Source organism: Campylobacter sp. BCW_6889 (assembly GCF_001762535.1).
Taxonomy (GTDB): Bacteria; Campylobacterota; Campylobacteria; order Campylobacterales; family Campylobacteraceae; genus Campylobacter_D; species Campylobacter_D jejuni.
In genome coordinates, this window is sequence record NZ_MJWZ01000055.1 from 122129 (window position 1) to 135559 (window position 13431).

The following is a 13431-nucleotide window of genomic DNA, read 5'->3' on the forward strand; positions in this document are numbered from 1 at the left end:
TATAATCCAAAAATTAAATTTTTACACAAGGAAAACTAAATGAAAAAGTTTATAGTATTTTTTGGGATTTTGTTTTTTACCTTACATCTAAATGCACAAAATTTAAGCATTTTTGTAGCTTCTTCAGCTTCAAAGGCAATGAGTGAAGTTAAAGATGAGTTTTTGAAAACACATCCAGAAGATAAAATAGAATTGGTTTTTGGTGCTTCTGGAAAATATTATGAACTTTTAAAACAAGGAAGAGAATTTGATCTCTTTTTTTCAGCGGATACTAAATATACTAAGGCTATTTATGATGATAAAAATGCCTTAATAAAGCCAAAAGTTTATGTTTTAGGAGTTTTGGCTTTGTATAGTTTGGATGAAAATTTACTCCAAAGAGGCATTGAAAATTTAAAAGAAAAGGCAGGTAAAATCACGCATCTAAGCATAGCCAATCCTAAAGTAGCTCCTTATGGAGTAGCAGCTAAAGAAGTGCTTGAAAATTTGGATTTAAATGAGCTTTTTAAAGACAAAATCGTTTTAGGCGAAAATATCTCAGTGCCTGTTTTACATGTAGATAGTAAAAATGCAGATATAGCTATAGTAGCTTATTCTTTAGTTTCTCCTATTAATCATCCTAAGGGTAAGACTGTTATAATTGATGCAAAGTATTTTAGCCCTTTAGAACAAAGTTATGTCATCACAAAATATGCTAAGGATAAAAAATTAGCCTTTGAATTTAGTGAATTTATTAGCTCTTCAAAAGCAAAAGAGATTTTTAAAAAATACGGATTTAGCACACCATGAACCTTATAAAAGGACAAATTTACGAGCTTTTAAATCAAGAGGATATAGTTATTGTTAAAATACTTTCTAAAGAAGTGATTTTTAGTGTTTTAATGCTTGAATTAAAGTCTTTAGAAAATTTAAAAATTGGTGCGAGTGTAGAACTTCTTTTTAAAGAGCATGAGCTTTGTTTTAGCACAAGCAAAACTCTTTTAAGTGTTGAAAATTCTTTTTTAGCTAAAATTACAAAAATTAAAAAAGGCGAACTTTTGTATCAGGTATTTTTTGATTTTAAGGGTAATAAGCTTTCTAGTATCATCACCAAAGAAAAAGCCTTAGAACTTGAACTTTGTGAAAATCAAGAATGGCTTTGTTTTGTAAAAGCAAATGATATTGTATTAAGGAGTCATAGTGCTTGAACCAGCTTTTTTACAAACCCTTTATCTTACTTTTAAACTTGCTTTTATCACGACTTTTATTCTTTTTTTTATCGGTGTTTTTTTAGCTTATTTGTTAAGTTTTGTGCGTTTTCCTTTTAAAACAATCCTTCAAAGCTTTATTTCTTTGCCTTTGATTTTACCTCCTAGTGTTTTGGGATTTTATTTGCTTGTAACTTTTTCGGCTAATAGTTTTTTAGGGCAAGTTTTAAAAGAATATTTTAATCTTTCTTTGGTTTTTAGTTTTGAAGGTCTTGTTTTTGCTTCTTTGATTTTTTCTTTGCCTTTTATGGTAAATCCTTTGCAAAGTGCCTTTTCATCGATCAATCCAAATTTACTCGATGCTTCTTATAGTTTAGGTAAAAGTAAAATTTATACTCTTTTTAGAGTAATTTTACCTAATTCTAAAGCAGGAATTTTTAGTGCTTGTGCGATGAGTTTTGCCCATACTGTGGGTGAATTTGGAGTCGTGATGATGATAGGAGGACATAAACAAGGTGAAACTTTAGTAGCTAGTATAGCTATTTATGATGAGCTTGAGATCTTAAACTATAGCTTAGCCCATCAATATGCTTTTATATTGTTTATTTTTTCTTTTTTAGTGCTTTTTAGTCTTTATTTTGTCAATAAAAAAATGAGTTTTCAATGATAAAAATTGATATCAATCATCCTATAAATACTGCTAAAGGAATGCTCAATCTAAATTTTAAAAAAGATATAGAATCAGGAAAAATTACTGCACTTTTTGGCGAAAGTGGAGCAGGAAAAACCACTCTTTTAAAAATCATAGCAGGACTTATAAAGCCTAAATTGGGGCGTATAGAAGTAGATAATGAACTTTGGTTTGATTCTTCAAAAAATTTTAGTTTAGCTTTGCAAAAAAGAAAAATTGGTTTTGTTTTTCAAGATTATGCGCTTTTTCCAAATATGAATGTAAAAGAAAATATCGCCTATGCCGCTAGTTCTAAAGCAAAGGTTAGCGAGCTTTTAGCCTTAATGGGACTTGAAAATTTAGCTAAAATTTATCCTAAACATTTAAGCGGAGGACAAGCACAAAGAGTAGCTTTAGCAAGAGCTTTAGCAAGGGAACCAAAAATTTTGCTTTTAGATGAGCCTTTGAGTGCTTTGGATTTTAAAATGCGCGCCAATTTACAAGATGAATTGGCTAAAATTTTAGAGTATTTTAAGATAAGTACTTTATTGGTAAGTCATGATTTAGCTGAAATTTATAAGTTAAGTCATAGAATTTTAGAGCTTAGGAATGGAAAAATCATTAAGGATTTTCCTAAAAATGAATTTTTTACTCATTCAAGTATTAGTGCAAAATTGCGTTTGAGTGCAACTTTGTTAGAAATTAAAAAAAGTGATATTTTAGTGGTTTTAACCTTGCTTTTAAATCAAGACATTATTAAAATTACTCTTAGTGAAGAGGAATTTTTAAAAGCTTATCAAGATATAAAAATAGGCGATACTCTCATACTTTCAGTAAAAGCTTTTAATCCTATTATTGTTGGAAAAATTAGCTAAATACTTATTTAATAATTCTTCCCTTATTTTAATATTTTTAATGTCCTTTATATCAACATTTAAAGCAAAAGATAAAATTTTGTTTTCAGTCTTTACAAATCCAACAATCCAAGCTAAATTGATATTATCATTAAAACCTGTTTTAGCATAAATTTTTTGGATTTTATCTTCCTTAAAAAGAATAATTTCTTTAACTTCTTCTTGACTTTTTTTGGAAAAAGGTAAAGAATTTTGCGAAAGTTTAAAAAGCAAATCAGCTTGATTTTTTGCAGAAATTTGTAAAGAATTATCCAACCAAAAGGTATCGATTTTTGAAATTTTTGTATTTCCATAAGAAAGTTTATTTAAGCCTTCTTGCATGGTTTTAAGTCCTATTTTTCTTGCCAATTCTTTAAAAGCAGGCACTTGAGAGCGTTTTATGGCTGAGCTTAAACTAGCATCTTGTTTCCAAGAGGGCAAAAATACTTTTTCACCCTTATAATGATAGAAAATTTCCTTTGTATCTCTAACTACACCATTATCAAGTGCAATTAAAGCATTAAAAATTTTAAAAGTTGAAGCAGGAGAAAAGGTTTGTTTAGCTCTTTGAAAATCATTACTTGCATAATTTTTTCCATCAAAGACTATAAAAGTCCCACTTGTATTACAATCTTTAAAAAAATTACCAAGTATTTTATCCTCTCCAATGGCTATATTCAAAAACAATATAAATACAATAAAATTTCTCATTGCTCTTTATATTTTGATAAGACTTTTCTCATTGCTAAACTTGCTAAAGCCAAACCAAAAGAAGCTGTTACACCCATAAAAGAACCTAAATCTTTACAATGTGCTTCTTCATCAGAAAATACCACATCAAAATTTCCCTTAAAGCCTGATTTTCTAAGTTCATAACGAAATTTTTTCGCTAAAGCATCGCCGTGAGTATTAAAAATACTTGTAGTTTTAATGCGTGTTGGATCAAGCTTTCTAGCTCCACCTGTTGAAGAGATAAAAATTTGTTTTTTAAAATCTATAAGATGAGCCAAAGCTACTTTTGCAGGGATATCATCAATGGCATCTACGATAAGATCAAACTCGCTTAAATCAAATTTTTCTAAAAAATCTTCATCGATTTTGCTGACTATACCTTTAGCCTTATAAATTCTTTCAAATACTTTAGCTTTTTCTTCGCCTATATTTTCGCTATGAATTTGGCGATTTTGATTGGTGATTTCAAATTTATCCGCATCGATTAAAGTAAGGTTTTTAAAACCACTACGATAAAGTGCATCAACGCAAATTCCACCCACTCCACCAAGTCCGCAAACCAAAACTTTTGTTTGTGAAATTTTTTGAAATTTTTCTTCTCCAACTAGCCATTTTATACGTGTAAATCTATCATTCATCATTTGCCTTTAACCATTTTTTAACTTTTTTCATTTTTTCATAAGCTGTAAGATCCAGCATTATAGGGGTTATTGTAGCGTAGCCTTTTTTAAGTAAGACAATATCGCTATTTTTCTCATCTTCAAAGTCTAAATTCGCTGCTGCAAGCCAATAATACTCAACTCCTCTTGGATTGACATTTGAGTGGGCTTCAAAATTATAAACCCTTTTGCCTGCTTTACAAATTTTAATGCCTTTGATTTTTGATTTTGCAGGAAAATTGATATTTAAAAATTCTTTTTTTTCCAAAGGAAAACCTTTATCAAAAATATTTTGAATGATTTTTTTGGTAATTTTTAAAGCATTTTTATAGTCTAGTTCTTTTTCGCTTTTTTTATAAAATTGAGAAAGAGCGATAGCAGGAATTCCTTGTAAAACCGCCTCCATAGCTCCTGCACAAGTTCCTGAGTAGGTAATATCTTCACCTACGTTTGCTCCTTTGTTAATCCCACTGATTACAAGATCAGGCAAGCGTGTTTTATAAAGTGCGTGAAGTGCAAGATAAATACAATCTGCTGGAGTACCATCATCAAGCTTGTAAAATCTTTTTCCTACTTTAACAAAACGCAAAGGTTTGGTTAGGGTTATGGAGTGTGAACAAGCTGATTTTTCACTAGCAGGAGCTACTATGGTGATCTTGGCTTTAAATTCTTTTTTTAACATTTTAATGAGTTTTTTAAGTCCTTTGCTCTCATAGCCATCATCATTAGTGATAAGAATTTCTTTCATTGCTTTTCCTTATTGGATATTTTAACATAAAAAGCTTTAAGAATAAATACAAATAAAGCTATATAGAAATGTTCTTTATAATTAATTCTTTTATTCTCAACTCAATAAAGTAATTCACAATTAACTCAAAAATTAACTTAATTTTTATTATTTAGTCCAATCTACACTTTAGAATCACGATTTTAATCGTAACTCTTCTAGTGTTCAAATATTTTGAATTCCATACTCATTTATATTTTTATTCTTAAAAACTTAAAATTCCATAGTTTAAATTTTAATAATAAAAAAACTTTTTTATTATTAAAATTAATTTTCATTATTGATGTTAATATATTTTTTTTATAACTATGAATTTTTCCAAAAAATTAAAATTTTATTCTTTTATAGAAGACAATTATTTAATCTTAAATTATAATTTTTTATATATTTTTAAAATTATATTATTATACTTATCGAAATCTTAATTCACTTAAGGAGAAAAAATGCAAAAATTTCATTCTATGATAGTATTAAGCTTATTATTGATATTTTTTATCGGATGCTCTTCTAAAGAGCTTAATCCTCTGGGACGATCTTATGGTGATTTACATGATAGCGATCCACTTAAAATAGGAAAAACACCTACAATACCAGCCAAACAAGAAACTCCTGCTTTAGTTGATGGTTCAGATTTGATACCAAAAGATGTTCCTTTAGAACCACCTGTAATAAAAACAAATACTTTTAAAGGTAATGATTTTGTTAAAGGACCTTCGCCTAGATTACAATCAAATGGAAAATTTAATGATGCATCTGTATATGAAAATAGAGGATATCCTAGTGATTTTGTAACCATAATGGGTCCATCAGGAGCTGCTTTAACTGTATGGGCTTTAAGACCGGGAAATTGGATATGGGGCTATACTTTATATTCAAGTATACCTTTTGGCGATGCAAATGTCTGGCAAATCATAGAATTTCCTCAAAACAAAGTTATGATTAAAAACGTTAAGACGCTTACATGTCTCAATGCTTATGGCGAAGGGATTGTCCATTACCCTTGCGATCAAAGCAATTTTGCTCAATTTTGGATATTATTTCCTATGAGTAATGGTGCTTACCAAATTTATAATTACGCAACTCAAAAATGCATTCAAACACCTATAAATGATGTAATGAAAGAATTTGATTTTAGTTATTATAAAATATTTCTTACTGATTGTTTAAAATCAGGAGAAAAAAATTTAGATAGACAGTGGTATATAGCACCGCCTACTTATGCTACTCATAGTCCCTATAGATAAATTTTGGAGTTAATTATGAAAAAAATATTATTAATCATTTTAAGTATAAATTTAAGCTTTGCTTCTTTAGAAGATTATAATGTTGGAACATGGAATTTACAAGGTTCTTCAGCATCAACAGAAAGTAAATGGAATATTAGTATTAGACAACTTGTTACGGGAAGCAATCCTATGGATGTCTTAGCTATTCAAGAAGCAGGTGTTTTACCATCCACTGCAGTAATGACACAAAGACAAGTTCAACCTGTTGGGGTGGGTATTCCTATCCATGAATACGAATGGAATCTAGGAACCTTATCTCGTCCTAATTCAGTTTTTATATATTATTCAAGAGTTGATGTAGGAGCAAATAGAGTTAATATGGCAATAGTAAGCAGAAGACAGGCAGATGAAGTAATTGTATTACCTCCTCCAACCGTTGCTTCAAGACCTATCATAGGAATCCGTATTGGCAATGATGTATTTTTCAACGCACATGCTTTAGCAAGAGGAGGAAATGATGCAGGTGCTATAGTTACTGCTGTTGATATGCATTTTAGAAACATGCCTCAAATTAATTGGATGATCTTGGGAGATTTTAATAGAAATCCAGGCTCATTAGCATCTTTATTAGATCGAGGATTAAGGGATCGTATATATTTTGTTTCTCCTGCTTCTTATACTCAAGCAAGTGGTGGTGTTCTTGATTACGCTATTACAGGAAATTCTGATACAACCAGAAGATATACTCCCCCAGCTATACTAGCCATACTAGCTGCTGCTGGACTTAGAACATTTTTAGCTTCAGATCATTTTCCTGTGAATTTTAGAAAATTTTTTTAATATAAGGTGTTGTTATGAAAAAAATTGTTATTTTAATATTAGTTTTATTAAGCTTATCTAAATCTATCGAAGAACCTGGCGATTTATCTGACTTTACACCAATGTTTGCTATTAGATCCTTACAGACAGGAATTAGTTTAAGCCCTTTTAGAGAGACTTCGGAAGATTTAAAAGACCAAAATTGGATCTTAAGAGAAATTATACTTAGCGATGAATTAAAACAAAAAGATGAATTAGGAGAATTGTTACACTTTGGTTATGTGCAATTTGTAAATCCAAACGATGATGATATTTGTTTGGCGATACTAGAAAGTGGTTTTTTTGGAGGGAAATCATGCAAACAAGATTTAAAAGATGGAAAGTTAGAAACTATATTTTCTATTATGCCAACAACTAGCTCAGCAGTTCAAATAAGATCTTTAGTTGAAGGTGGAAGAGAATGTATGAAAATATTTTATAATCCAAATGTTCCAATAGAAAAACGTTTTGGTATACAACCATGTACTTTAGATCCAGCTTTATTTTTAGATTTAAATGAATTAATGTTTTTTACCCCAGCCATTATAGAAGCAACCCCTATTTATTAATTACTTGCAAGCAAGCTAAAATAATAAGCTTGCGAGTAATTAAAATATTGAATAAATCGATGCAAAAAATAAATATATTATGTTTATAAATCTTAAGAAAATTTTCAAAAAATACTACTGGAGAAAATAAACCTTCATATACACTTTTAGCGTGTATTTTTCCACAACTTCTTTTAATTAAGCCAAAATAAGATAAAATATTTAAAATATTTATAAGGAAATTTTTTTGAAAACCTTTTTAGTTTGCGCCTTAGAACCTTCAGCAAATTTGCATTTAAAAGAAGTTTTAAAAGCTTATAAAAAAGATTTTGGCGAATTTGAACTTCATGGGATTTATGATGAGAGTTTATGCAAAGAATTTGATTTAAATTCTAAACCACTTTATAGCTCACATGAATTTAGTGCTATGGGTTTTATAGAAGTTTTACCTTTGATTTTCAAAGCAAAAAAAGCTATAAAAGAACTTGTAAATTTAAGCTTTGCTCAAAAAATAAATGGGATTTTATGTATAGATTCGCCCGCTTTTAACATACCTTTTGCTAAGGCTTTAAAAAAAGCAGGCAGTAAAATTCCACGCATTTATTATATCTTGCCTCAAGTTTGGGCGTGGAAAAAAGGTCGCATACCTATCATAGAAAGTCATTTTGATATTTTAGCTTCTATTTTACCCTTTGATAATCAGTTTTTTAACAAAAGTACTTATGTAGGCCATCCGCTTTTAGATGAGATAAAAGAATTTAAAAATCAAGAAGATATTAATCATACATTTTCAAAAAAAGATGATGAAAAAACTATAGCCTTTTTACCAGGTTCAAGACATAGTGAAATTAGGCATTTGATGCCTATTTTTAAAGAACTTTCTCAAAAATTTAAGGGTGAAAAAATTCTTTGTGTTCCCTCGTTTAATCTTGAAAAATTAGAAATTTATGGTGATATTAGCGAATTTAAGATAGAAAGCAACACTCCAAAAGTGCTTAAAAAAGCTGATTTTGCTTTTATTTGTAGCGGAACAGCTACTTTAGAAGCAGCTTTAGTGGGAACTCCTTTTGTTCTTACTTACAAAGCAAAAGCGATTGATATTTTTATCGCAAAACTTTTTGTAAAATTAAAACACATAGGACTTGCAAATATTTTTTGTGATTTTGCTAAAAAAGAAGCTTTAAATCCTGAATTTTTACAAGATAAAGTCAATGTTTTAAATTTATATGAAGCTTATAATAAATATGATTATAAGGCATTTTTTGCTAAAGTTGATTTTTTAAAAGAATATTTACAATTTGGAAGTGCTAAAAATTTAGCAAAAATCCTAAGCGAAATATAAAAGGATAAATCATGCAAAAAGAACCAATGAGTCAATTTGGCTATGATAAATTAGCCGCAGAATTAAAAGATTTAAAAGACAATCAACGCCCTGCCGTTGTAATAGAAATCGATACAGCAAGGAGTCATGGGGATTTGAAAGAAAATGCGGAATACCATGCTGCAAGAGAAAAACAAGCTTTAATTGAAAGTCGTATTGCAGAGCTTAGTGACTTGCTAGCAAGAGCTCAAGTGATCGATCCTTCAAGCTATGAACATGATAGTGTGAAATTTGGTTCAAGTGTTGTGATCATGGATTTGGATACAGAAAAAGAAAGTAAATATACTCTAGTAGGAATTTGCGAAGGAGATTTAGATAAGGGTTATATTTCCATCGCATCTCCAATAGCAAAAGCTATGCTTGGGAAAAAAGAAGGAGATGATTTTAAAGTGCGTTTGCCAAAAGGTGAGAGTGAATTTGAAATCCTTTCTATAAATTATGAGCCTTTGAAATTTTAAGGATAAAAAATTTTACTACAAAATGGAGCGATTTTAATCGCGGATGCTCATGAAAATGAACAAAGAAAGGGATTTTGGGAATTTTTACAAGCCTTAAAGAAAGGTAAAATTTCCACCCCTCAACTCATACTTATGGGTGATATTTTCGATTTGCTTATAGGCGAAATCTCTGCTACACATGAATTTGCTAAACCTTACATAGAACTTTTAGAAGAATTGGCCTTAAAGATTGAAATTATCTACTTAGAAGGCAATCATGATTTTAATCTTTCTTGTTTTTTTAAAAGGGTAAAAATTTTTAACTTACAAGAGCAGCCCATAAAGCTTAATTTGCATACAAGTAAAGGTAATAATCTTGTTTTAAATAATACTTTTATAAAATTAGCTCACGGAGATATTTTTTTACCACCTCTTTTACAATCTACTCTTAAAACATTAAGAAATCATTATTTGCTTATATTTTTGAATTTTTTAAATATTATTACTTGTAATTTTATTTCAAATAAAATTCTTCAAAATCAAAACAAAAAAAACCTTTTTTATCAAATAAAAGATTTTGAAAATTTAGCGAAAAAAAGATATGAAAGATATGAAAATTTAGGATTTTGGGTATGTGAAGGACACTATCATCAAAATCATCAAATCAACAAAGAAAACATTAAATATCTTAACTTAGCTAGTTTTGCATATGAGAGAAGTTTTTTTGTAGTAGAATATCAGCAAGAAATCAAATTTCGAGAACAGAAATTGAGGGGTCAAAATGTTTGATGAAAATATCGTGAAAACGGGTTCAAATGAAATGGAGCTTGTCGATTTCCGTATCTTTAAGCAAGGACACGATAAAGTCTATGAAGGAATTTATGGTGTAAATGTTTCTAAGGTAAGGGAGATTATAAAAATCCCAAGCCTTACAGAACTTCCAGGTGTACCTGATTACATCGAAGGTATCTTTGATCTTCGTGGAGTGGTTATACCTGTAGTCAATCTTGCCAAATGGATGCAAATCACTGAGCCAGAAAGCACTATGCTAAAACCTAGGGTTATTATTACTGAATTTAGCAATATTCTTATTGGTTTTATAGTTCACGAAGCAAAAAGAATTCGTAGAATAAACTGGAAAGATATAGAACCAGCAACTTTTTCTACAGGATCAGGTGCTTTAGATAAAGGTAAAATCACAGGTGTAACACGCATCGAAAATGATGAAGTGTTGCTAATTTTAGATCTTGAAAGTGTTGTTGAAGATTTGGGAATTTACGCTCCAAAAACAGATATAGATTTTGAAAAAATAGAAAAATTTACTGGAACGGCACTTATACTTGATGACAGCATGACTGCTAGAAAACGCGTCAAAGAAATGATGCAACAGATGGGCTTTCAAGTTGTTGAAGCTAAGGACGGCGTAGAGGGCATAAACAAATTAGAAGAATTAAGCCAAGTTTATGGTGAAAGTTTAAATGATACTTTAAAAATTATAGTAAGCGATGTCGAAATGCCACAAATGGATGGTTTCCACTTTGCTGCACGCATTAAAGAAGATCCAAGATTTAAAGATATTCCTATAGTCTTTAACTCGTCTTTATCAAATGAATTTATGAATGAGAAAGGTGTTCAAGAAGCTGGTGGAGAAGGCTATCTTGTCAAATTTAACGCTAGCGATTTCTTCAATGAAATTGCAAAGGTTATTAAAAAACATCAATCTCAAGAACAGGGGTAAAATATGGAAGATATGCAAGAAATACTTGAAGACTTTTTGGTTGAAGCTTTTGAGCTTGTTGAGCAAATCGACCATGATTTAGTAGAGCTTGAATCAAATCCAGAAGATTTAGAATTATTAAATAGAATTTTCCGTGTTGCACATACGGTTAAAGGATCATCAAGTTTCTTAAATTTTGATGTTTTAACAAAGTTAACTCACCACATGGAAGATGTTTTAAACAAAGCAAGACATGGCGAGTTAAAAATAACTCCAGATATCATGGATGTGGTTTTAGAGTCTATTGATAGAATGAAAACTTTGCTTAATTCCATTCGTGATAATGGCAACGATACTGCTATTGGTATGGATATAGAACCAATTTGCGCAAGATTAACAGCTATTTCAGAAGGAGAATCTCCTGTTGCGGCAAAAGATTCAAATGAAAAATCTACTCTACAAGTAGAACCAGAAGCACCAAAACAAGAAATAGCAACTCCAGAACCTGAAGTAGATATTAATCAATTAAGTGATTCTGAAGTTGAAGCTGAAATAGAAAGACTTTTAAAAGTTAGAAAAGCTGAAGATCAAGCGCGTCGTGCACAAAAGAAACAAACAACAAATGCAGCACCTAAACCGACTAACAATACAGCAAATAAACCTGCGGAAAGTGGAGAGAAAAAAGTTCCTGCTTCAGGTAGTAATGCTAGCAGTATGGATCAAACCATACGCGTGGAGGTAAAAAGGCTAGATCACTTAATGAATCTAATTGGGGAGCTTGTTTTAGGCAAAAACCGTTTGCTTAAAATTTACGATGATGTTGAAGAGCGTTATGAAGGAGAAAAATTCCTTGAAGAACTTAATCAGGTTGTAAGTCAGCTAAGCATCATTACAACCGATGTTCAACTTGCTGTAATGAAAACAAGAATGCAACCTATAGCAAAAGTTTTCAATAAATTCCCAAGAGTTGTTCGTGATTTGAGTCGTGAATTAGGAAAGCAAATAGAACTTGAAATTACAGGTGAAGAAACTGAACTTGATAAATCTATCGTAGAGGAAATTGGCGATCCTATCATGCATATGATTAGAAATTCATGTGACCATGGTGTTGAGGATCCAGCAACTCGTGCAGCGAACGGAAAACCTGAAAAAGGTATAGTTCAACTTAAAGCTTATAATGAAGGCAATCACATCGTTGTAGAAATTACAGATGATGGTAAAGGACTTGATCCAAATGGCTTAAAAGCAAAAGCTATAGAGAAAAATTTGATTACCGAAAGAGAAGCAGATCAAATGACAGACAAAGAAGCTTTTGCTTTGATTTTCAAACCTGGTTTTTCAACTGCGGCTAAAGTAACAAATGTTTCGGGTCGTGGCGTAGGAATGGATGTTGTTAAAACCAACATCGAAAAACTAAATGGGGTAATTGAAATTGATAGTGAGTTAGGTAAAGGAAGTTCATTTAAACTTAAAATTCCTCTTACCTTGGCAATCATTCAATCTTTACTTGTAGGAACTCAAGAGGAATTCTATGCAATTCCACTTGCAAGCGTTCTTGAAACAGTTAGAGTGCCAATTGATGATATCTATACTATCGAAGGTAAAAATGTATTACGCTTAAGAGATGAAGTGCTTTCTCTTGTGAGACTTTCGGATGTATTTGGAGTTAAACAAGTCCTTGAAAGCGGTGATCAAACTTATGTCGTTGTTATAGGGGTAGCAGAAAGCAAGCTTGGCATTATAGTAGATACTCTTGTAGGACAAGAAGAAATAGTTATTAAATCTATGGGTGATTATTTACAAAATATCCAAGGTATAGCAGGAGCTACAATCCGTGGCGATGGTAGAGTGACATTAATCATCGATGTAGGTGCTATGATGGATATGGCCAAAGAAATTAAAGTTGATATTAAAGCGCAATTAGAATCAAGTGCGAAAAAACCTAAAGAACAACCAAGTGATTATAAAGTCTTAATTGTAGATGATTCTAAAATGGATAGAACTTTAATGCAAAAAGCTTTGGAACCGCTAGGGGTTAGTTTAGTTGAAGCAACAAATGGTGTTGAAGCATTGAATATTATAAAATCTGGCGAACATGATATTGATGCAATGCTTATAGATATCGAAATGCCAAGAATGGATGGATACACCTTAGCTGGTGAAATTAGAAAGTATTCTAAATATCGTAACTTACCACTCATTGCAGTTACTTCAAGAACAAGTAAAACTGACCGCTTAAGAGGTGTTGAAGTGGGTATGACTGAATATATCACTAAACCTTATTCTCCAGAATACTTGGAAAATGTGGTTAGAAAAAATTTGAAACTAGGATAAGA

15 protein-coding genes are annotated in these 13431 nt (G+C 30.7%); 12 read left to right on the plus strand and 3 right to left on the minus strand.

Annotated features, from left to right (window positions below; all coding sequences use genetic code 11):
- Positions 1 to 39 precede the first annotated feature (39 nt).
- The 4 genes from modA to AJ939_RS05230 are packed head-to-tail and all read left to right on the plus strand — an operon-like array spanning position 40 to position 2732.
- Positions 40 to 789 (plus strand): molybdate ABC transporter substrate-binding protein, encoded by a 750-nt coding sequence (modA, locus tag AJ939_RS05215; protein ID WP_070276369.1) that lies wholly within the window; start codon positions 40 to 42, stop codon positions 787 to 789.
- On the plus strand, positions 786 to 1187 hold the full coding sequence (locus AJ939_RS05220) for a molybdopterin-binding protein (RefSeq protein WP_070276367.1): 402 nt from the start codon (positions 786 to 788) through the stop codon (positions 1185 to 1187). The genes modA and AJ939_RS05220 overlap by 4 nt, the downstream gene beginning before the upstream one ends.
- Positions 1180 to 1854, plus strand: a complete 675-nt coding sequence (gene modB / locus AJ939_RS05225; RefSeq protein ID WP_070233678.1) for a molybdate ABC transporter permease subunit — start codon at positions 1180 to 1182, stop codon at positions 1852 to 1854. Before AJ939_RS05220 ends, modB begins: the two co-directional genes overlap by 8 nt.
- On the plus strand, positions 1851 to 2732 hold the full coding sequence (locus tag AJ939_RS05230; protein WP_070276365.1) for a sulfate/molybdate ABC transporter ATP-binding protein: 882 nt from the start codon (positions 1851 to 1853) through the stop codon (positions 2730 to 2732). Before modB ends, AJ939_RS05230 begins: the two co-directional genes overlap by 4 nt.
- Here AJ939_RS05230 and AJ939_RS05235 read toward each other — a convergent pair.
- Genes AJ939_RS05235 through surE form a run of 3 tightly spaced genes read right to left on the minus strand, consistent with a single transcriptional unit; the run spans position 2688 to position 4889 of the window.
- Positions 2688 to 3461 carry an OXA-184 family class D beta-lactamase OXA-614 gene (locus AJ939_RS05235; protein ID WP_070233680.1) on the minus strand — a complete coding sequence of 258 codons (774 nt, stop codon included), beginning with the start codon at positions 3459 to 3461 and terminating at the stop codon, positions 2688 to 2690. The two genes, AJ939_RS05230 and AJ939_RS05235, sit on opposite strands and share 45 nt — an antisense overlap.
- Positions 3458 to 4123 carry a ThiF family adenylyltransferase gene (locus tag AJ939_RS05240; protein WP_079860512.1) on the minus strand — a complete coding sequence of 222 codons (666 nt, stop codon included), beginning with the start codon at positions 4121 to 4123 and terminating at the stop codon, positions 3458 to 3460. Before AJ939_RS05240 ends, AJ939_RS05235 begins: the two co-directional genes overlap by 4 nt.
- Positions 4113 to 4889 carry a 5'/3'-nucleotidase SurE gene (gene surE, locus AJ939_RS05245; RefSeq protein ID WP_070239961.1) on the minus strand — a complete coding sequence of 259 codons (777 nt, stop codon included), beginning with the start codon at positions 4887 to 4889 and terminating at the stop codon, positions 4113 to 4115. The genes AJ939_RS05240 and surE overlap by 11 nt, the downstream gene beginning before the upstream one ends.
- Before the next feature lie 482 nt (positions 4890 to 5371).
- Between surE and AJ939_RS05250 the strand changes: the two genes are divergently transcribed.
- The 8 genes from AJ939_RS05250 (at position 5372) to AJ939_RS05285 (ending at position 13429) form a co-directional block, all read left to right on the plus strand.
- Positions 5372 to 6172 (plus strand): RICIN domain-containing protein, encoded by an 801-nt coding sequence (locus tag AJ939_RS05250; RefSeq protein WP_070233683.1) that lies wholly within the window; start codon positions 5372 to 5374, stop codon positions 6170 to 6172.
- 15 nt (positions 6173 to 6187) lie between these two features.
- Positions 6188 to 6994, plus strand: coding sequence for a cytolethal distending toxin subunit B family protein (locus tag AJ939_RS05255; RefSeq protein ID WP_070239959.1), 807 nt, complete (start codon positions 6188 to 6190; stop codon positions 6992 to 6994).
- A gap of 14 nt (positions 6995 to 7008) precedes the next feature.
- A complete protein-coding gene (locus tag AJ939_RS05260) occupies positions 7009 to 7581 on the plus strand; it encodes a cytochrome c oxidase subunit IV (protein WP_044779556.1) in 573 nt (190 codons plus the stop codon).
- Between the two features lie 226 nt (positions 7582 to 7807).
- Positions 7808 to 8902: a lipid-A-disaccharide synthase gene (gene lpxB, locus AJ939_RS05265; RefSeq protein ID WP_070276361.1), complete on the plus strand. Its 1095-nt coding sequence runs from the start codon at positions 7808 to 7810 to the stop codon at positions 8900 to 8902.
- Positions 8903 to 8913: 11 nt separating this feature from the next.
- A complete protein-coding gene (gene greA / locus AJ939_RS05270; RefSeq protein ID WP_002851733.1) occupies positions 8914 to 9399 on the plus strand; it encodes a transcription elongation factor GreA in 486 nt (161 codons plus the stop codon).
- A gap of 9 nt (positions 9400 to 9408) precedes the next feature.
- Positions 9409 to 10167: a UDP-2,3-diacylglucosamine diphosphatase gene (locus AJ939_RS05275; RefSeq protein WP_350308187.1), complete on the plus strand. Its 759-nt coding sequence runs from the start codon at positions 9409 to 9411 to the stop codon at positions 10165 to 10167.
- Positions 10160 to 11116, plus strand: coding sequence for a chemotaxis protein (locus AJ939_RS05280; protein WP_070276357.1), 957 nt, complete (start codon positions 10160 to 10162; stop codon positions 11114 to 11116). Before AJ939_RS05275 ends, AJ939_RS05280 begins: the two co-directional genes overlap by 8 nt.
- Positions 11117 to 11119: 3 nt before the next feature.
- Positions 11120 to 13429: a chemotaxis protein CheW gene (locus AJ939_RS05285; protein ID WP_070276355.1), complete on the plus strand. Its 2310-nt coding sequence runs from the start codon at positions 11120 to 11122 to the stop codon at positions 13427 to 13429.
- Positions 13430 to 13431: the final 2 nt, after the last annotated feature.

Coding starts and splice junctions, on each gene's coding strand:
- AJ939_RS05260 (WP_044779556.1), top strand. CDS start 7,009: ATGAAAAAAATTGTTATTTTAATATTAGTTTTATTAAGCTTATCTAAA.
- AJ939_RS05240 (WP_079860512.1), bottom strand. CDS start 4,123: ATGATGAATGATAGATTTACACGTATAAAATGGCTAGTTGGAGAAGAA.
- AJ939_RS05235 (WP_070233680.1), bottom strand. CDS start 3,461: ATGAGAAATTTTATTGTATTTATATTGTTTTTGAATATAGCCATTGGA.
- modA (WP_070276369.1), top strand. CDS start 40: ATGAAAAAGTTTATAGTATTTTTTGGGATTTTGTTTTTTACCTTACAT.
- AJ939_RS05255 (WP_070239959.1), top strand. CDS start 6,188: ATGAAAAAAATATTATTAATCATTTTAAGTATAAATTTAAGCTTTGCT.
- AJ939_RS05280 (WP_070276357.1), top strand. CDS start 10,160: ATGTTTGATGAAAATATCGTGAAAACGGGTTCAAATGAAATGGAGCTT.
- AJ939_RS05250 (WP_070233683.1), top strand. CDS start 5,372: ATGCAAAAATTTCATTCTATGATAGTATTAAGCTTATTATTGATATTT.
- greA (WP_002851733.1), top strand. CDS start 8,914: ATGCAAAAAGAACCAATGAGTCAATTTGGCTATGATAAATTAGCCGCA.
- AJ939_RS05285 (WP_070276355.1), top strand. CDS start 11,120: ATGGAAGATATGCAAGAAATACTTGAAGACTTTTTGGTTGAAGCTTTT.
- surE (WP_070239961.1), bottom strand. CDS start 4,889: ATGAAAGAAATTCTTATCACTAATGATGATGGCTATGAGAGCAAAGGA.
- AJ939_RS05230 (WP_070276365.1), top strand. CDS start 1,851: ATGATAAAAATTGATATCAATCATCCTATAAATACTGCTAAAGGAATG.
- AJ939_RS05220 (WP_070276367.1), top strand. CDS start 786: ATGAACCTTATAAAAGGACAAATTTACGAGCTTTTAAATCAAGAGGAT.